This window comes from Prevotella sp. AM34-19LB (assembly GCF_003468525.1).
Lineage (GTDB): Bacteria > Bacteroidota > Bacteroidia > Bacteroidales > Bacteroidaceae > Prevotella.
This window is the reverse complement of record NZ_QSIG01000018.1, coordinates 33,495-53,565: the sequence shown is the minus strand read 5'-3', so window position 1 is coordinate 53,565 and position 20,071 is coordinate 33,495. Positions and strand designations below refer to the sequence as shown.

13 protein-coding genes and 1 pseudogene are annotated in these 20,071 nt (G+C 46.1%); 9 read left to right on the top strand and 5 right to left on the bottom strand.

Features of this window, described 5'->3' with window-relative positions:
• Positions 1–57 precede the first annotated feature (57 nt).
• Together DW830_RS07395 and DW830_RS07390 are read right to left on the bottom strand one after the other, a co-directional pair.
• A complete protein-coding gene (locus DW830_RS07395) occupies positions 58–2,064 on the bottom strand; it encodes an alpha-glucuronidase (protein ID WP_119249432.1) in 2,007 nt (668 codons plus the stop codon).
• Positions 2,065–2,147: 83 nt separating this feature from the next.
• Entirely contained in the window at positions 2,148–6,065 is a 3,918-nt protein-coding gene (locus DW830_RS07390; RefSeq protein WP_119249431.1) for a two-component regulator propeller domain-containing protein, read from the bottom strand.
• 247 nt (positions 6,066–6,312) lie between these two features.
• Between DW830_RS07390 and DW830_RS07385 the strand changes: the two genes are divergently transcribed.
• The 9 genes and pseudogenes from DW830_RS07385 to DW830_RS07345 all read left to right on the top strand — a co-directional run bounded on the left by DW830_RS07385 (position 6,313) and on the right by DW830_RS07345 (position 17,190).
• The gene (locus DW830_RS07385) at positions 6,313–7,515 is read left to right on the top strand and encodes an SGNH/GDSL hydrolase family protein (protein WP_199656082.1); all 1,203 of its coding nucleotides are present in this window, start codon (positions 6,313–6,315) and stop codon (positions 7,513–7,515) included.
• Between the two features lie 55 nt (positions 7,516–7,570).
• Positions 7,571–9,004 carry an MFS transporter gene (locus DW830_RS07380; protein WP_119249430.1) on the top strand — a complete coding sequence of 478 codons (1,434 nt, stop codon included), beginning with the start codon at positions 7,571–7,573 and terminating at the stop codon, positions 9,002–9,004.
• A gap of 191 nt (positions 9,005–9,195) precedes the next feature.
• On the top strand, positions 9,196–10,320 hold the full coding sequence (locus DW830_RS07375; protein ID WP_119249429.1) for an endo-1,4-beta-xylanase: 1,125 nt from the start codon (positions 9,196–9,198) through the stop codon (positions 10,318–10,320).
• Positions 10,321–10,328: 8 nt separating this feature from the next.
• Positions 10,329–11,284 (top strand): annotated as a pseudogene (locus DW830_RS07370) (glycoside hydrolase family 43 protein).
• 233 nt (positions 11,285–11,517) lie between these two features.
• Positions 11,518–12,810: a DUF5687 family protein gene (locus DW830_RS07360; protein ID WP_147487233.1), complete on the top strand. Its 1,293-nt coding sequence runs from the start codon at positions 11,518–11,520 to the stop codon at positions 12,808–12,810.
• Entirely contained in the window at positions 12,792–12,917 is a 126-nt protein-coding gene (locus tag DW830_RS16905) for a hypothetical protein (RefSeq protein WP_255415618.1), read from the top strand. Before DW830_RS07360 ends, DW830_RS16905 begins: the two co-directional genes overlap by 19 nt.
• A gap of 36 nt (positions 12,918–12,953) precedes the next feature.
• The gene (locus DW830_RS07355; RefSeq protein ID WP_119249425.1) at positions 12,954–13,664 is read left to right on the top strand and encodes an ABC transporter ATP-binding protein; all 711 of its coding nucleotides are present in this window, start codon (positions 12,954–12,956) and stop codon (positions 13,662–13,664) included.
• A gap of 107 nt (positions 13,665–13,771) precedes the next feature.
• Positions 13,772–14,542, top strand: a complete 771-nt coding sequence (trmB, locus tag DW830_RS07350; protein ID WP_022121261.1) for a tRNA (guanosine(46)-N7)-methyltransferase TrmB — start codon at positions 13,772–13,774, stop codon at positions 14,540–14,542.
• A gap of 296 nt (positions 14,543–14,838) precedes the next feature.
• Complete coding sequence (locus DW830_RS07345; RefSeq protein ID WP_119249443.1) at positions 14,839–17,190, top strand: beta-glucosidase; 2,352 nt, start codon at positions 14,839–14,841, stop codon at positions 17,188–17,190.
• Positions 17,191–17,487: 297 nt separating this feature from the next.
• Here DW830_RS07345 and DW830_RS16900 read toward each other — a convergent pair whose 3' ends face one another.
• From DW830_RS16900 to DW830_RS07335, 3 genes are read right to left on the bottom strand one after another with little or no spacing between them, the layout of a single operon-like run.
• On the bottom strand, positions 17,488–17,610 hold the full coding sequence (locus DW830_RS16900; protein ID WP_255415617.1) for a hypothetical protein: 123 nt from the start codon (positions 17,608–17,610) through the stop codon (positions 17,488–17,490).
• Positions 17,607–18,674 (bottom strand): hypothetical protein, encoded by a 1,068-nt coding sequence (locus DW830_RS07340; protein ID WP_119249424.1) that lies wholly within the window; start codon positions 18,672–18,674, stop codon positions 17,607–17,609. Before DW830_RS07340 ends, DW830_RS16900 begins: the two co-directional genes overlap by 4 nt.
• Positions 18,656–20,062, bottom strand: a complete 1,407-nt coding sequence (locus DW830_RS07335; RefSeq protein WP_119249423.1) for a hypothetical protein — start codon at positions 20,060–20,062, stop codon at positions 18,656–18,658. Before DW830_RS07335 ends, DW830_RS07340 begins: the two co-directional genes overlap by 19 nt.
• Positions 20,063–20,071 lie beyond the last annotated feature (9 nt).

Here is a 20,071-nt window from a genome sequence, read left to right as displayed (position 1 = left end):
CTCATAAAAAATCTGAGATTACGACACTTTGTCATTACTTTCCTGCGGGTTCTACTATTACTTATCTACTGTAGAAGATACATAGTTCTGGAAATACTTGAGGCAGGTATTGCGCCATTCCTTGGCGTTTTCCAACTGTACATTGAGTAATGAATCGGTATGTTGCCATTCCTGTTCATGCCCCTTCATATACTGTTTGGCTGAGGTGTGCCAGAAGTCGCGATATACTTCAACCATCGCTACACCCATGTTGTACTTCATGCAGAGTTCCTGCCAGAGGGTGCTTCCTGATTTCATTTTGTAATTCCAAGCTACATGATGGAACCATAGGAGATATTCTTCTGGGCAAGTCTCGATGTTGTCATACAGACTGCGATATGGCTCCGGATACTGACCTACGGCATCTGTACCTTTGGATGAGCGGTCGAAACCGATCCCCTTGGCATCTGCCTTGTGATAATAAACCGGGCACCATTCCAGAGGATAACTTGCGATGAAACCATCTGGTTCCGGACCATAGTGGTGATCGAACTTGAAGATATGATGTAAGCCCAATGGCATCATATAGTTGACGCAAGCCTCACGGGAAGTCATCATCATCATCTCTACAGGTTTGGTGAACTTCTCGTCCTGGTTCTCATAGGTCTGTACGAGCCATTCATGAGCAATCTCTTCGGCTGTAAGCGAAGGATTCCATGCCAGGCGGCCGAAGGCATACCAGTTTGCCTGTGAGAAAGGATGACCACACCAGTTGGCATCATCACCGATATTGGCTACACCTGAGATTCCAACCAGTTTGCTTGGATTGACGAATCCGAAGAATTCCTTCCACATCGGGGCGAGATAGGTGAGGTGTTTAGACTGTCCGAGATATTCCTGGGTAATCTGAAGCTCTGCTATCTGAGGTGTCTGTCTGATGTTGTCGAAGATAGGAGCGTATGGTTCACGAGGCTGGAAGTCGAGCGGACCGTTCTTTGACTGGAGGATTACATTGTCACGGAACTTTCCATCCATACCTTTGAATTCGCTGACAGCTTGCTTTACACGGTCTTCTCCCTTATGGTTAGCACCATATACAAAGCTTCTCCACATGATAATGCCACCGTATGGTTTGACGGCATCGGCAAGCATGTTGGCTCCCTCGGCATGAGTGCGGTGGTAATCGCCAGGACCAGGTTGTCCTTCAGAATTAGCTTTTACCAGGAATCCGCCAAAGTCTGGAATGGCAGCATAAATCTCCTTTGCCTTCTTCTGCCACCACTGTTGTACCTTTTTATCCAATGGGTCTGCAGTCTTGGTATAGCCCAATGCCATAGGCGAAGCAAAGTTAATGCTGAGATACACTCTGATGCCGTAAGGACGCAGGATGTTGGCGATGACCTTCACCTTATTAATATATTCCGCCGTCATCATCTTTGGCGATGCATTTACATTGTTCAGTACGCTTCCGTTGATACCGAGCGATGCGTTGGCACGGGCATAGGTGATGAGACGGTTGTGAAGACTCTTGCTGATGCTGCCACCCTTGCCGTTTTTGCCGAGTTTGATTTCTTCCCATTTGAAGATACTCTTTCCGGCATAGCCACGTTCGATGCTGCCATCGAGATTATCCCAATGGTTGAGGATGCGGAGACCCACTTGTGACTTCTCGGTTTCATCTATAGCTTTACTGAAGTTCTGTTGATTGCCGCTACCTGTGTTGTAGGCATCGGTGTTCTGAAGTCGAATCAGCTCGTAGGCACCATAGAGCAAACCGATAGGATTGCTGGCGGTGATAGTTGCTTCATACTGAATGTTGTCGCCCTGCTGTGCAGGACGGGCATAGAGGTGATAACCCTCGCCAAGATTCAGCGTCTTGTCTATCTTTAGCTCAACATTCTTGCCGCGCCAGTTGTTTTCCAACTCCTGCTTGGCAATCTTGGCTGTTGCATCATCGGGCAACTGTGAGATGACTTGGCATGAGTTGGCATACTGCTTTCCTAGCCATAACTGTGAGCCATCACTCTGTGCAGAAACATGGAGTGATGTAAGTACCGTAAATAATAAAATAAGGTATTTCTTCATATCTTTGCAGATCGTTAGTTTGTATTATTATTGTTTCTGCTGCAAAGATACGAAAAAAAACCTTATTTTCTTTTATTTGTTGTTTATTTCTCATTTCTCTTTGTTTCAGCATATTCACTTGGTGACATGCCATAGTGTTTCTTGAACACTGTAGAGAAGTGGGTCTGGTTGTTAAATCCCACAGAATAAGCTACTTGTGTGATATTAATCTGTCCTTCTTCGATAAGACGTGCAGCCTGCTCTAATCGTAAGTTACGGATGAATTCACCGGCAGAGACACCTGCTATTTCTTTCAGCTTACGGTGCAGTTGGGCACGACTGATGCCTACATCTTCTGTCAGTTTCTCAACGTTGAGGTCAGGGTCGGCGAGGTGCTCGTTCATATATTTCATCACTCTCTCCATGAGAGCATCATTATTTCCCTTTACCTGTATCTGCTCAATCTTAGCCTTCTGTCCCTGCGCACCGCTGTATTTGCCACGGATGCGTCGGACATTGTCAACCAGATTGTCTATGAGAATATGAAGCTCTTCCATATTGAAAGGTTTAGCCAGGAAGGCATCGGCACCTTTGCGCAATCCCTCCAGTCGATTCTCTACCTCGCTCTTGGAGGTGAGCAGGATGACCGGAATATCGCTTACGTTAGAGTTACCTTTAATCTTCTTGAGCATGGTAACACCATCCATTTCCGGCATCATCACATCGCTTATCACGAGATCATATTTGCCGGTGAGCAACATCTTGAGACCTTCCTTGCCGTTGCTGGCATGTTCAAATCGGTACCAGCCGCTCAGTTCGGCCTTGATATAATGTGCAATCTCTGCATCGTCATCTACTATCAGGATATTGAAATTGCGGTTGGCTTGCGTTCTTTTACCGGTGGATTCGGCAGTTTTTGTACCGTCCTCCTGTAGAATCTCCTCTAGTTTGAGGTGTTCCTTTCCCAATGGAATGTTTACCTCGAAGCAAGAACCCTTGATTCCGTCAGTGCGATTATAGGCTCTGATAGTTCCTCCATGCATCTTGACGAGGGCTCTGCAGAGGTTCAGACCAATTCCGGTTCCCTCGATATGAATGTCGCTGTTGTTATTGCCTTGATAGAAGCGCTCAAAGAGACGGTCGGTCTTTTCTTCCTTCAGTCCGATACCTGTATCTTCTACCTTGATGATGGCATTCTCTTTGTTCTTTCCTATGATAAGCGTAATGTCGCCACCGTCTGAAGTATATTTCATGGCGTTGGAGAGAAGGTTGGAAATAACCTTGTCAAAGTTGATGCGGTCTATCCATACTTGCAGGTTACCTTCCTCCTTCAGACTCTCGTCTTCCTTCAGGCTCAGGGTGATGTTGCGCTCCTGGGCATTGAAGTTGTAGAGCGATATGATGCCACGCAGGAACTCCTTGAGGTTGGTTTCCTGGCAATGCAGGTGCATCTGGTTCTTGTCTATCTTGCGCTCGTCAAGAATCTGGTTAACCAGAAGCAGAAGTCGCTTGGCATTGCGGTCTATCGTGTCGATATCCTGTTTGCTTTCTGGGTCTTCTATTCTATTCTTCAACTTGTTGAGAGGTCCCATAATCAGTGTCAGCGGTGAACGGATGTCGTGGGTGGCATTGATGAGGAACTGCATCTTGGTTTCCTCTAAGTCTGCTTTGCGACGGCGTTCGTAAGTATAGAATACGTAAAGAACAGCGCTCGCGATAGCCAGGAAATAGAGAAGGTAGGCCTCTGGTGATGCATACCAAGGGTCACACACCTTGATGTTGATGACAGTTGGCTTCTTCGAATATTGACCATTGCTGGTGGCTCTTACTTCCAGCTTGTAATTGCCAGGCTTCAACTTGTTGAAGGATACAGCATTGGCTCCCTCATTGGTGCTGCTCCAGTTGCCGCCATTGATGCGATATTGGAAACTGATATTGTCAGTGTTCTTATAGTTGAGCAGTGAGAACTCCAATGTGAATGAGTTTTCTGAGTATGGTATCTTGAAGTTGTCGCTGAGACAGTTGGATGCCTTTCCGGCTATGATGAAGTTGGTAAGATAAACGTTACCCATCTCCATCTTGTTGGCTCTTACCACATTAGGATAGAAAGTGGTGATGCCATCGCTTGTACCGAAGGCTATCATATCATCGGATGTATGCATCATGGAACCTAAAACATACTCACGTGTGGTGAGTCCGTTGCCTTTGATATGACCGATGAATCGTTTAGCGTTTTGATCATACTGCCAGATTCCCATGGTAGTACTAACCCAATAGTCACCCTTGCGGTCTCTTACTATACCGCAAGTCTGTTTGCCTATTAGTGGGTCTGCATGAGGAAATTCAGCCACTTTGTTCTTTTTTCTGTCGAAGAGATAGAGTCCTTTCTCTGTACCCATCATAATTTCTCCGTTCTTTCCTTCGCAAATGCCGTTGATCTGTTTGTCTTTCAGGATGTTATGCCATCCGAAATCCTTGAAACTGAGAGTTCTGGTATTGAGGCAGGATACACCGTTGGCAGTACCAATCCATAGATGTCCGGTGTGGTCTAGAGTCATACTGCGAACCCAGTCGTTGCAGAGATAACCTTTTTTGCCTCGGGTACTCATATTGAGAATCTTTACGTTACCGGTTTCCACATTATATATATATAGTCCCTTACTATAGACCGAAATGTAGAGGTTTCCCCGGTTGTCGTCGGTCATACAGTAGATGCCGGCGCTTGTAAAGCTGATCTTCTGCTGATAAGTTCCTGTATATGGATTATAGCTATAGAGAGCACTGCCATTGCTGATCCAATAGCTGCCACGTTTGTCTTTGTAGATGATACAGGTTCCGGCAGGTGATTGAGGATGAGCAATGATCTTGCCTGATGCATCAAAGCAGAATACGCCACTGTTTTGTACGGTACACCATGTTTCTCCTCTATCGCCTGGTGCAATAGAGGATACACTACTACCTATTATATAGTTTTGTGCCGAGAAACTCCATGAGTTGAATGCCTGTTGGCGCTGGTTGATGAGATAGAGTCCCTTTTTATAGCATCCTATCCAGAGGTTGTTGTCCTTGTCTTCGATGACGTCATTGACGAAGGCGGTGGATAGATCGAAGTTACTGTTGCTACTTTCCAGTTGCTCCACCCGGTTGCTGCCTTTCCTGATCTGCAATGCTCCATGCTCAGAGGTACTGATATAGAGGTTTCCCTCATGGTCGAAGGTTGCATTATTGATGGTTACGTTATTGGCGTAGGTGCCAAAGTTGTAGCCTGCATCTGCTATTCTGCCCGTCTTATAGTCATAATAGATGATGCCATACATACATACAATGAGCAGGGTTTGTGGGCGATGCTGAATGAAAGCCACTGGTGCTCCGTATGGCGATTTGAAGTCTTTGCGGCTCACCTTTCCCTTGTTTTCGATGAATCGGGTAAAGGTGGAGAGGTGACTACTCTGCCATAGGTAGTGGTGCTGGTCTTCATAGATATGGGTAAAGAATACGTCAGAGTCGCGCTCTGCGTATTGTCTTTCCTGCTTAATCAGGAACTGTTTGTCAGATGGTCGGGTAGAAACTGCTTTCTTTACGGAATAAAGTCCGTAGCCGGCTGTTCCCAGCAGAATATCTCCACGATGACTTTCTACGATAGAGTAGATACGTGGCTTTCTGCCATCAGGAAAATTGAGACGGGAGAAGTCGTTTGTTTCATAATTATAGCGCATCAGTCCTTTGGCACTACCTATCCACAGGTCTCCTTTCTTGTCAACAAGGAGATCTGAAATGATGTTGTCCGTGATGGATGTCGTATCCTTCTCGTCGTGCAGATAATTGGTGAATCTATAACCATCAAACTTATTCAGTCCATATTCCGTACCTACCCAAATGTATCCGTACTTATCTTGTACGACACAGTTGATGAGCGAACTGGACAGTTTGCCTGATGTGAATAATTCGCCACCATCAGCCCATAGCATGAGCGAGGCAAGGCATGCAATAAGTGCTGCAAGGCATTTTTTTATATACTTCATATTTCTTAGTCGTTTGCTAGTCCTATTAGTTATTGTTGCTGCAAAAGTAGTAAAAAACTGCGAAAGCAACAAATAAAAATGCGATAATATGTTTCGTTTCCTTTTGTTTCTTTATCTTTTATGTTTTTTCTTTTGTCCCTGAAACAAATAGAAATGTTCTGGTAACTATATATAAAAGAGCTTTCAATAGTTTTTTGTACATTTGCAACGTGAATAGCGAATTGTAACTAACAAAAATGTAATAACAATGACTAAACAAACAATAAAGATTTTATCGTTGGCTCTCTTGCTGGCAGGAAGTAATAGCCTGGCTTTCGCACAGAAAGTGTGGAAGGGTTCTTGGGCGACAGCCGTGGAATGGACTGGTAAAGGGGATATGCCTAAGGAAAGCTTGAGCAACCGTTCTTGCCGACAGGTGGTTCATGTATCCTTTGGTGGAGAGGAACTCAGAGTGAAGCTCAGCAACGAGCAGAGTAAGGAACCGGTAGAAATCAAATCGGTGTATATTGCAGATACCGATAAGGACAGCAACTGGTTTGTGAATGGTAAGACCGTGAAGTATCTCAAGTTTAATGGCAAGAAGAATGTAACCATTGCTCCTGGCAAGGCTATCTTCTCAGATGATTTGAAGTATGCCTTGAAGAGTGGACAGCGCCTCACGATTACCATCGACTATGGCAAGCAGACTCCAGTGAATGCAACATCCCATCGTGGTTCACGTACCACATCTTATATAGTAAACGGTTTGCATCGTACTCCTAAACCGATGGATAAGAGTTTTGATGATGGCGAGGAGGTGGATCACTGGTATAATCTTTCAGCCATTGATGTGAAGACCGATAAGGCTACTCCTGTGGTGGCTATCCTCGGAAACTCTATCACTGATGGCCGTGGAAGTACCACTAACCATCAGAACCGATGGACCGATTTCCTCTCGGATGCCCTGAATGCAGAGAAGCCATACGGTGTATTGAATCTTGGTATCGGTGGCAACTGCGTAGTGGAAGGCGGATTGAGCGAACCTGCCATGAAGCGTTTCGACCGTGACATTCTGGGACAGACTGGTGTGGATAAACTCATCATCTTCGAAGGAACCAACGATATCGGTTGCTGCGGAGGAAATTATGAACATGTAACAGATACCCTGATAGCCTGCTACAAGGTGCTGATAGCAAAAGCCAAGGCAAAAGGCATCAAGGTATATGGCGGAACCATCACCCCAACCAAGGGCAACGGATGGTATTCTTTCTGGCATGAGGCTATGCGCCAGACCGTGAACGAATGGATTAGAAAGAGCGGTGCGTTCGACGGGGTCATCGATTTCGATGAATTGACCCGCGACCCAAAAGATCCTCAGCGTCTTAAGGCTGAGTATTCTGATGACTGGCTGCATCTCAATCCGAAGGGATATGAGGCAATGGGCAAGTTTGCCGCAGAGAAATTGAAGTAAATGTTATAAATGCACCTATATATAATAAGGTGTAAACTTAATGACTGGATAAAATATGGAACAGACAACTGTAACACAGGAATCTAAGGGATTCTACAAACTGAATTGGCTACAACGCATCGGATTCGGATCTGGAGACTTGGCACAAAACCTCATCTACCAGACCATCTGTATGTATCTGTTGTTCTTCTACACCGACATCTACGGGCTCAATCCGGGTGTGGCAGCCACCATGTTCCTGGTGGTTCGCCTGGTCGATGTGCTTTGGGACCCACTGGTGGGAACTTATGTAGATAAGCATAATCCACGTTGGGGTAAGTATCGTTCATATCTCGTATTGGCGGGTTTGCCGCTCACCGTGCTTGCCATCCTCTGCTTCTGGAATGGTATGGAGGGACAGACAGAAACCGTCAAGCTCATCTATGCCTATGTTACATACGTGGGTTTGTCAATGCTCTATACATTGATTAATGTGCCTTACGGAGCCTTGAACTCTTCGCTGACTCGCGATACAGACGAGATAACCATTCTTACCTCTGTACGTATGTTCATGGCAAATGTGGGTGGACTCTGTGTATCGGCAGGTGTTCCAATCCTGGTGGCCATGCTCGCAGCAGCCAAGGATCTCCCTATCGAAATGGCACTCTTTATGGGTTTGGGCTCTCTGCCATCCTTCATCTTCATGCCGCTGGTGCCTGCCATCAAGAAAAAGGTAGGCAAGAAGAATATGTTCTATATCTTCCTTACTGTGGCTATCGTGGGTATGGCGATGCTTTATTTCATCAGCAAGATGGGACCTGTAAAGGATCATATCACGTTGGTTTATATTGCACAGTTCATCAAGTCAACAGGTGTTATCGTGGCTACTGGATATATGTGGGCATTGATTCCTGAGGTTATCTCTTTTGCAGAATATACCAGTGGCAAGCGCATTGCCGGTATCGTCAATGCCTTGACCGGTATCTTCTATAAGGCAGGTATGGCTTTGGGTGGAGTTGTCCCTGGTGCCGTTCTTGCATGGACCGGTTATCAGGCTGCGGCAGCTCAAGAGAGCAACTCGCTTCCTACCGACAGTAATGCCTGGTTTGTTGCCATGCTGATTTTTGCTCTGGTAGGTTTCGCCCTTCTGGTATTCTGCTTTACCCAGACCAAGGAGCGTGTGGTAATGGACGAGAAGGAAACCAAGAACGTGAAGGTGAGCGACCTGTGGACAGAATTCTTCCACAACCGTCCTCTCCGTATCGTGGCACTCTTCTTTATCACCGCCTTCGCCATGATGTCTGTTGGTAATGCAGCAGGTGCTTACTTCATGAACGATCTGGAGCAGCAGACTCCTCTGGCACAGGAGGGCATCCGCTGGCTGGTATGTGTGATTCCTGCCCTCCTGCTGTGTTTGGCCATGTATATCATCTCTAAGTATGAGTTGACCGATGAGGTCATCGACGACATCAATAAGAAGATTGAAGCTCGTCATCAGGAAGAAAAATAAGATACTGAATTTTAGCATATTAGGAAGTTAAAGGAGTTAAGGAAGTTAAGGAGTTAAGACGTATGTCTCGCTGCTTAAAAACTGCGCCAAAAAGACTATTGTCTTAACTCCTCAGCGACCGTAGGGAGCGATAACTCCTTAACTTCTTTAACTTCTGAACTTGCGAAACTTGAATAAATAATAAATGTACAATGAAGAAAATTTCAACTTTTGCCTTGGGCTTGATGCTTGCTTCTGCAGCTTTTGCCCAGAAAGGCAATAATAATACGACAATCCCAACATTCCAGGAAACCATGGGCAAATATTTCCTGATTGGTGCAGCCGTTAATACTTCTCTGACAGACGGGCAAGACCCGGCAGGTGAGGAAGTAGTGAAGAAGCAGTTTAACCAGGTGGTTGCCGAGAACTGTATGAAGGGCGAGGAAAATCATCCGGAGGTGAATCGCTTTGATTTCACCGATGGCGATAAATTGGCTGACTGGGCTGAGAAGAACGGCAAGACCTTGATAGGTCATTGTCTGGTATGGCACTCTCAGCCACCTAAGTGGATGTTTACCGATGATAAGGGTAATCTGGTAAGCCGTGAAGTGCTCATCGGCAGAATGTATAATCACATCATGAATGTGGTTACTCATTATAAAGGTAGAGTAAAGGGATGGGACGTAGTGAACGAGGCTTTTGAGGATGATGGCTCTTACCGCAAGTCTCTGTATTATAAGATTATCGGTCCGGAGTTCATCGAACTGGCTTTCCGCTTTGCGCATGAGGCTGACCCTAACGTAGAGCTTTACTATAATGATTATTCTACTTCGAAGCCTGCTAAGCGTGAGGCTATCTGCAAACTCGTTCGCGACCTGAAGGCAAAGGGCCTCCGCATAGATGCAGTAGGTATGCAGAGCCACAATGGTTTTGATTATCCTGACTATGCTGAGTATGAGAAGAGCATCGAGGCTTTTGCTGCTGAGGGCGTGAAGGTGATGATGACAGAGTTGGATATGAACATGCTTCCTAATCCGCAAGGATTCGGTGGAGCGGAAATCAGCCAGAAGTTTGAACTTCAGAAGAAGTACAATCCATACGTGAACGGGCTTGACAAGAAGGCGCAGAAACTCTTCAACCAGCGTTATCTCGATCTCTTCAAGATTATCGAGCGCCACAAGGATGTAATCAGTCGTGTTACTTTCTGGGGCGTCAACGATGGTCACTCTTGGTTAAACGGCTGGCCTATTCCAGGCAGAACCAACTATCCGCTGCTCATCGACCGCAACAACGAGGTGAAGCCAGTGGTTAAGGAAATCGTAAAACTCTTTAAATAATAACAGCAATGAAAGCAAGATATTTGTTCCCTAAGGATATATGGCAGATCCATCTGCCAATGTGTTTAACGGTCGCCTGTATGTTTACCCATCTCATGACTGGGACAGTGGCGAATGCTTCGATGATGATGGCGGTCACTTCCAGATGAAAGACTATCATGTTCTCTCCATGGACGATGTGATGGAAGGTGAGGTAACCGATCATGGTGTGATTCTCGATGTGAAGGATGTGCCATGGGCTGAGAAGCAGATGTGGGACAATGATGTAGTGGAGAAGGATGGCAAATACTATCTCATCTTCTCTGCCAAGGATTATAATGGGGTGTTCCATCTCGGCGTGGCTGTGGCTGATAAGCCGGAAGGTCCTTTCGTTCCGAATGCCGATCCTATTCGCAAGTCATACAGCATTGACCCTTGCGTGTTCAAGGATGATGATGGAAAAATTTACTGCTACTTCGGTGGTATCTGGGGCGGTCAGCTTCAGTGGTACAAGGACAACAAGGCTTTGAAGGATGAGCATCTCCCAGAGGGAAAGGAGAATCCGTTGCCATCCCGTGTAGCCCTGATGACAGATGATGTACAGCAGTTTGCTGAGATGCCAAAGCCTGTTGTCATTGTTGACGAGGAGGGTAAGGTATTGCCTGCCGATGATCCACATCGCTTCTTCGAGGCTAGCTGGATGCATAAGTACAAGGGCAAGTATTACTTCAGCTACTCTACCGGTGATACTCATTATCTCTGTTATGCAGTAGGTGATAATCCTTATGGTCCGTTCACTTACAAGGGCGTCATCCTGGAGCCGGTGGTAGGTTGGACAACCCATCATAGCATCTGTGAGTACAAGGGACAGTGGTATCTGTTCCATCACGACTGCGTGCCATCTAATGATACTACCTGGCTTCGCAGTGTAAAGGTGGCTCCTCTCTTCTATGATGAGGAGGGTAACATTTTGCCGGTGAAATAGTTTAGCTTTTTAGGTTTTAATAGTTTTGATGAATAGTTGATACATAAGTTTAATGTTAGTTAGAAACGGGCAGCATCTTCGAGAGGAAGATGCTGCTTTTCGTTTTTATCGTGGTTTTCTTGCTGCTTTTCTTTTTATTTCATGTTATTTTTATGTTATTTCTTTCTTTTTGTTATTGTTTTCTGGGTTTTTTGTTTATCTTTGTACCCGTAAACCAATGAAACTAAAGAATTATGTTGAAATTACTGTTAAGGTTATGGTGGCTGCAACAGCGCCGTAATTTCCACAAGAGAGATGCCTTCGTGGCGTGCTACATCATCTTCTTGTATGTGATGGTGGGTGTGGGCTTCTACCAAGGCTTCACCGAGAGTGGAGGAGAACTGGAGGGAGAAGAAATGCCGGCATTATTGGGTGCAGGCATCGTAATCGGCATGCTGATTCCTGACATCATCATGAAGATGGTGATGAAGCGGGATATTACGGCAATGGATGATTATGTGAAGTCGCGCCCTGTGCCAGAGAAAATCTGGAACAGGTTCCTGCTCACTACCAATCTCGTGAGCTTTTGGAACTATGTGCTTCCGGTGCTTACGCTTCCGGTGTTCATCTATCTCCTGCCGGCAAGTGAGGCTGTAGCCAGTTTCTTCCTGTTCCTGGAGTTCTCTTTCATCAACGGCATCTATATCACCTGTTATCGCAAGGCTACGGAGTGGATTCTGAAATGGCCTTTGATATTGGGATGGATGGGAATGTTTGCCGTGCTGATAGGATATATGTTTGTGGCTTCTTTCTTCCCGGTATATATGGGATGGATAGGTCTCTTCTTCCTTGCAGGAGCGGTATTCACTGGACTTACCGCTTATCTCTATCACGAAAAGATTTATAATGAGCAGAAGCAGAAGGTTTCCAAGTTCCGTGGATTCAGCCATGTCAACCTCTTCAGTCTGCAATATATCGGTACGTTGAGAGCAAAGCGTGTCCGTACGATGGTGATTATGATTACCGCCATCTTCCTTTTCGATGCCTATCTCTTCGCCCTGATGCCTTTAGAGCCGGGACAGGAGATAGGGGATAAGGTGGCTATGACTACTCTCTATGTAGTGGGTGCCATCCTGCTGCCATCGGTGGTGTTGTCGCAATGGACCTTTGGTATTGAGGCAAACTTCTTCCATGGTTTGATGACCAAACCTGTCAAGGTTAAACAGATGCTGCAGAATTGCTTCTATTATTATATGGTGGTGAGTGCAGTTGCTTTGCTGCTCACCCTTCCGTTCCTTTTCCTGCAGGCAGGAATCGGAATCCAGGTGCTCATCAGCGGTTTCTGTCTGGCGGTGTTCATCAATCTCTTTAATCTGCCTACGGCACTCTTCTCTTCCCGTCTGGAGATATTCCAGACTTCCATGTTCAGCATGCAGGGAGCGAATCTGAAGATCAATCTTTATGCCATCGCCTTCCTCTTCCCGTTGGCTGGCGTCGCTGCCATCTATCATTTCTTTGGCGAGACGGCATGGTTATTACCTGTGTAGCGCTGGCAGTCTTCAGCATCGCCATCCATAAATGGTTCATCGCCAAGATTGCTGCCATCTTCGAGAAGAACAAGTATAAGCGCATGGAGAAGTTCATGGAAAGCTAAGTAAACATTAAACACTACACATTAAACATTAGAATAATGGATATCAAGATTCAGAATCTCAAGAAGATATATAATGGCAATACCGTACTCGATATTGATAATTTGGGTGTTGCAAAGGGCGAGCTGATAGGACTCGTAGGTAATAATGGTGCGGGCAAGACTACCTTGCTCCGCTTGATTCTCGACCTGATTCAGGCAGATGATGGTTTCGTGGAAAGCAATGGGCAGAAGGTGAACGAGAGTGAAACCTGGAAGGAATATACCGGCAGTTACATCGACGGCAGATTCCTCATCGACTTCCTCACTCCTGAGGAATACTTCGATTTCATTGCTGATGTTTATAACATCGACGATAAGACCTTGCAGGAGCGATTGGCTCAGTTTGAGGGCTTTATGCACGATGAAATCATGGGAACCAAGAAGTATCTCCGTGATTTCTCTCAGGGCAACCGACAGAAGATAGGCATCATTGGAGCGATGATCATCAATCCGAAGGTTCTTCTCCTGGATGAGCCATTCAACTATCTCGACCCATCTTCCCAGATGACTATCGCTCACATGATTCTGCGCATCTGCAAGGAGCAGGGCACCACGGTCATCATCTCCAGCCATAACCTCAACTTCGTTGCCGACATCTCCTCTCGCATCCTCCTGCTGGAGAAAGGCAAGCTGGTGAAGGATCTTCCTAATGCTGATGGCGCTGCCATCGCCGAACTCAACGAGTACTTCGGTATTCAGGCGGAATAGCTTTCTGGCGATTCTTTTTACGTTAATATTATACAATTTCTATTATACGATTTGTATAATTATCGGTAAATGATTACCTTTGTACCCAAACGAAGAAAAAAGAATCAATGAGCAAAGGAAAATTAGCTAAGTTTGCGGATATGGAGCGTTTCGAGAACGTGTTCCAGTATCCATATAGTGTTGTAGATGACGTGCCTTTCGATATGAAGGGCAAGTGGCGTGAGATGTATTTCCACAATGATAATCCTATCGTTCTGGAGTTGGGATGCGGCAAGGGTGAATATACCGTGGAACTTGCCAAGCTCTATCCAGAGATGAACTTCATCGGTGTGGATATCAAGGGTGCACGTATGTGGACCGGTGCCAAGAAGGCGATAGAGGAAGGACAGAAAAACGTGGCTTTTCTCCGTACCAACATCGAGATTATCGACCGCTTCTTTGCCGAGGATGAGGTGCAGGAAATCTGGCTCACCTTCTCTGACCCGCAGATGAAGAACCCTCGCAAGCGTCTTACATCTACATACTTCATGAACCGTTATCGCCACTTCCTCGTGGATGGCGGTATCATTCATCTGAAGACGGACTCCAACTTCCTCTTCACCTATACTACTTATATGGTGGATGGCAACCATCTGCCTGTGCTCTTCCGCACCGAGGACCTCTATCATCAGGAGGGTATCGATGAGGAAACCCGTAAGATTCTCTCTATCCAGACCTATTATGAGAGTATGTGGATAGAGCGTGGCTTGAACATCAAGTATCAGAAGTTCGCCTTGCCACGTGAGGGTGAGCTGGTGGAACCTGATATTGAGATTCCGCTGGATGATTATCGCAGTTATCGCCGTGATAAGCGAAGCTCAAAGGATACAGCGAAGTAAGTTATCGCAATATATATAAAAGCGTCTGCTCGATTACTTCCAGATTAAATATCAGGACTAGCCTTAGGTTAGGGGTATGTATAGTATGTTATGTTCTTACTATATCTTTTGTTAAATCCGGGAATAATCTTGTTGAATTCAAGAAAAAAAGGTGGAAATGCTTGGTGTTTCCACCTTATTTTATTAAATTTGCAGCAAGTTTTTGAAGAAATGCAGTAACCTTTAGGGCTGCACAAGCCTGATGAAACGACTAAAAGAACAGAAAAGTAATAACTAACTAAATAAACGACAAAATGATGAACTACAAGAAATTGGCTCTTACCGTTGCGGCAGGAGCAATGGCAACTGCAATGATGGCGCAATCTGCACCAAAATTGAATGCCAACAACATCGATGAAGTAATCAAGGCGATGACCTTGGAAGAAAAAGCCCAGATGCTGGTGGGCGGTGGTAACGATGGATTCGTGGGCAGTGGCGCTATGCTCGGACATCAGAAGAAGTTCGTGCCGGGTGCTGCGGGTACTACTGTAGCCATCCCTCGTCTCGGTATTCCTACTACCGTACAGTGTGATGGTCCTGCCGGTGTTCATATCGATGCTCATCGCCAAGGTGACAGCCGTAGCTATTTTGCTACCGGTTTCCCTATCGGAACCTGTTTGGCTTCTACCTGGAACACCGACCTGGTGCGTAAGGTGGGTGAGGCTATCGGTAACGAAACCCTGGAGTATGGCTGTGATGTTGTGCTCGGACCGGGTATGAACCTGCATCGCAATCCGCTCTGCGGCCGTAACTTTGAGTATTATTCAGAAGATCCAATCGTAACAGGTCTTATCGGAACCGCCTTTGTACAGGGTGTGCAGAGCCAGGGCGTTGGTGTGAGTGCCAAGCACTTTGCCGTAAACTCTCAGGAAACTGACCGTACCAAGGTGGATGAGCGATTGAGCCAGCGTGCTCTCCGTGAATTGTATCTGAAGGGTTTCGAGATGATGGTTCGCAAGAGCAATCCTTGGACCATCATGTCTGCCTATAATAAGATTAATGGTGTGTATGCCCAGGGCAACAAGGGCCTTCTTACAGATATTCTCCGCAACGACTGGGGATACAAGGGAATTGTAGAGACCGACTGGATTGGTAAGCGTGCCGACCTTCCTCTGGAACAGGAAGTTGAGGCTGGCAACGACTTGATGATGCCGGGTTATCCTGCACAGGTACAGGATATTGTTGATGCCGTAAAGAATGGCAAGCTGGATATCAAGGATGTGGACCGCAATGTTCGTCGTATGCTCGAATATATTGTGAAGACTCCTCGATTCAAGGGATATAAATATAGTGGAGAGCCAGACTTGAAGGCTCATGCAGCTATCACCCGTCAGAGTTCTACTGAGGGTATGGTGCTCCTGAAGAATGATGCAGCTCTTCCTATCCAGGGCTTGAAGACCGTGGCACTCTTCGGTGTCAACTCTTACGACTTTATGTCGGGTGGTCTTGGTAGTGGAGCCGTTAATGTAGGCTATTCTGTTGATATGGTTACCGGTTTGAAGAACATTGGCGTGGCAACTACTCCTCAGCTTACGGAAATCTATCAGAATTATGTGAAGTATGCCAAGGCTAAGTTGAAGGCAGACAAGAATCCGATGATGTGGTTCCTGGATCAGGGTCAGCCAAAGCTCGATGAAATCGAGATTACTGAACGCTGTGTAGCTGGCGAGGAGCCAAAGGCAGACGCTGCCATCATCACCATCGGCCGTCAGGCAGGTGAGGGTATGGATCGCCAGATCAATGGTGAGTTCAACCTCAGTCAGATAGAGCAGGATATGATTTTCCGTGTATCTGATGCTTTCCATGCCAAGGGCAAGAAGGTGATTGTGATCATCAACTCTGGTTCTGTGATGGAGACAGCCAGCTGGAGAGACCGTGTAGATGCTATTCTTGTAGCTTGGCAGCCAGGTATCGAGGGCGGTAACTCTGTAGCTGATATCCTGACCGGTAAGGTGAATCCATCGGGTAAGTTGACCATGACCTGGCCTATTGCTGCTACCGATCATCCATCTACTGCCAACTTCGCCAAGGATTACGATATGTACACCTACAAGAATCTGCAGGATTGGAGCAAGGGTAACATCAAGGGTTACGACTATAGCAACCACGAGGAGGATATCTATGTAGGTTACCGCTACTTCGACACCTTCAAGAAGAATGTGGCTTATCCTTTCGGTTATGGTTTGAGCTATACTACCTTCGAGTTTGGCAAGCCATCAGTCAAGGCTAAAGGCAACAATATCGAAGTTAGCGTAACTATCAAGAATACCGGTAAGGTTGCCGGCAAGGAAGTTGCTGAGGTTTATGTTACCGCTCCAAAGGGCGCTTACGAGAAGCCAGCCAAGGAGCTCAAGACCTTCGGCAAGACCAAGTTGCTGAATCCAGGTGAGAGCCAGACTTTGAAGATGACCCTCGAAAAGCGCGATCTCGCCAGCTTCGATGAGGCTAACAGCCAGTGGAAGGTAGATGCAGGTAACTATCTCTTCAAGGTGGGTAGCGATGTGGAGAACATCAAGGGTACAGCCACATTGAAGGTGGCAGAATATACCGAGAAGACAAGCAATGCCTGTGCTCCTAATGTTCAGTTGAACTATCTGAAGCAGAAGTAGCCTGTGTAAATAATATTCTAGAAAGAGATTATCTAGAAGAAACTCCCGGAAAATGGGGGAAGAAGAGATTGAAAATTTTCCCTTAAGGATATTTATTTTTTTCCTTAAGGGAAAATATATTTTTCCTTAAGGGAAATAAAATCTTTCCTTAAGAGATATTTTTCACCTCATTTGGTCTGTAAAGTTATTTCTTTATAAATTTCGCGGCACCTATTTTCCTATCCTCAAAAGCAAAGAACTCCCGTCTCTTTTCTGAGATGGGAGTTCTTGTTTAAAAGGAATACTGGGCGGAAATCATCAGTCGCGAGGGCGAAGATGATAGCTGTCGGTCAATGTACTGATGCCGCTATAGATGGTTTCCATATAGTTCTTCTTGTTGAAAAGGTTTCGAAGCTCTCCAGAAAGGCGGAGCTTTTTCATTCTCCATACTGCCGAGCATCGCCAAGAAGGGTGTTTAGGTGGTTGCCCTCTTGCAGCTCATTGTGATAATGTACGAGCGAGAAGGAGAGGTCCACATGGCTGATGGTAGCGGTGGCAGATACGCTTTGGCGCCAATTAAATAACGATGACTTCGCCATTTTTTGACGTTTCGAGTTGTAAAAAGAGAATTCTCCTTCATAGCTAAAGGCACACCAGGACGGCGAGAAGTCGATGCTAGGCTTCATAGTATAGTTGTCGGCGGTGTAGCTGATGGCTTTGCCGCTGCTGTATTGCTCACCCTTGCTGTAGTTGTAACTGCCCTCCAGGCGGGTCTTCAGATGAAGGTCGTAGAAACCCTTGGAGATATAGAGCGAACCTCCGATGTTGTTGTTCTTGCTGTCCTGCTTATATAATGAGGTATAGTATTTGCCATCCACGATGCGTAGGTCGGATGCCGTGTTCATCCAGTTTTTGCTGGCATTGACCGATGCGCTGAAGAAGATTTCCTTGATAGGGCGCTTGTAGTCGTAACTCAACTTGCCATAAAGAGAGCGAGTTATCGGAATGATGTCGCTCGAAGTGTACCAAGAGCGATAACTTTTGCGATATTGCTTTATGGCGTAGTTGGTGGCATTGCCTGTTCCTGTACTGTATCCTGTGTAGATAGTCAACTCTCTACGGAAATCCAATTTCTTATATAAGTAAAGGTAGGGTGATATGGTAAGTAGAGTTTTCTGTGGATAGGTGAAGCGTTCCCAGATGAAATCGGGAGAGAACGACATACGGAACGTCTCGGTCTTGTATTGCCAGTAAGGGGTGAACTTCCCTGTGATGTTAAGACTGTTTTTGCCGATTTCATCGTGACTGTTTTCGGTGAATCCGTTGTTTTTGCCGATTTCATCGCTTCTTTTCTGATATTTCGCATAGATGTTATTGAGGTCGATACTCATTCTATATTCCTGTGTCCAGTGGAAGCGATTCTTCATCCACTGTAAGGCGTGGGCTGTATGCCAAAGGTTGGTGCGGATGCGATTGCGCTCGTCGTTTAAGTAGAGGTCCGCCACACCATGGTGATAGTCGCAGTGCTACGCCAAGAGAGTTGACTTTTCTTGAAGACGAGAAGGCGGTAGATACTTGCCGAGAGGTCGAGCTTTGGGATGCGGACACGTTGGGTAAGCGTGTCGTTGATGTTTGACAAACCGTCGCTTTGTGCAGCGCTGAGGCTGATGCTCTCGTTGCCATAATGCTCAGCCTTGTTTACCTTGTTCTCCCATTGCAGATTGAAGGCATCGCTGATCATCGTCTTGTGGTTGTGCTCAGTGGTAACTGTGGGAGCTTCGCCGCCGAGGTCGTAGATACTCATGTTCTCTCGCTCTTGTCGGGTTACCGTACGAAGATAGTTGGCTTCTATGCGAGTCTCTGCATCGTCCTTATTCTTCTTGATATGGTTGATGGAGTATTTTTGTGAGGTGTTGAAGCGCAGGCGTTCTTCGTCGATAGGAGCGTCAAGCGATGGTACTGATATCCATGATGGAAGGGAGGCAGGAGCCAGACGATTGCTGTAAGATGCAAGTTGGTTAAGTGCATAGCCGAGATTTTTGCCTGTTCTGTCGTATTCTGCATCATACATCATCTGTTTCTTCTTGCCAATTTGCATGATATTGATGCTTCCGCCTACGTGGGACGGATGCCCTACGAGCATGTAAGGCTTGAGGGTGGGCATCAGTTTGTCGCGGGCACTATCTTTCAGGGCGATGTTCATCGCTACATTATCTGTAAAGGTCTTGTTCTGGAGCGCCTTGATAGGTTGGTCATGCTCGATGACTTCGGCTTTTTTCACGTCTTTCGCCTTGATGTTTTCTTCCAGCTGGTTATATTTGCCACCGGTCAGGTCGAGACCTTCCACAGTGAATCGATTGATGGGCTTACCATTGTAGTTGATACGACCATTCTTCTCTATATCCACGCCTGGCAGCTTTTTCAGTACATCTTTCAGGGAGTTATCTCGTTCGTTGGCAAAGCGGGTGAGATCGAAAGATATGGTGTCTCGACCCGTGATGCGAGAGCCTTTTACTTGTACTTCCTTCAAGACAAAAGCTGTTGAAGCCATACTGATGATGGTTTCTTTTCCCGATGAAATCGATGTTTTTGTCTTTTTATACCCCATAAACGTGGCCTGCAGTTTATCGTTGGCTTGCTTTTCGGTGATGGGGAGCACGAAGGTTCCGTCCTCCTTTGTTCTTGTAAACTTCAAGGGCTTTCCATTGCGGAGCAGCGTGATGGAGACGTTGGCTAGACGGTTATGGGTCAATGAATCTTCTACATAACCATGAATCCCGGTAGCAGTGTTGTCGTCTTCGAGTAAGATAGGAGTATTTCTCTTGCTCTGCATCGCCATTGGGATGCAGAACAAGAGAAAGAAAGCGATAAAACTGATAATTATTTTCTTCATAATTCTGCC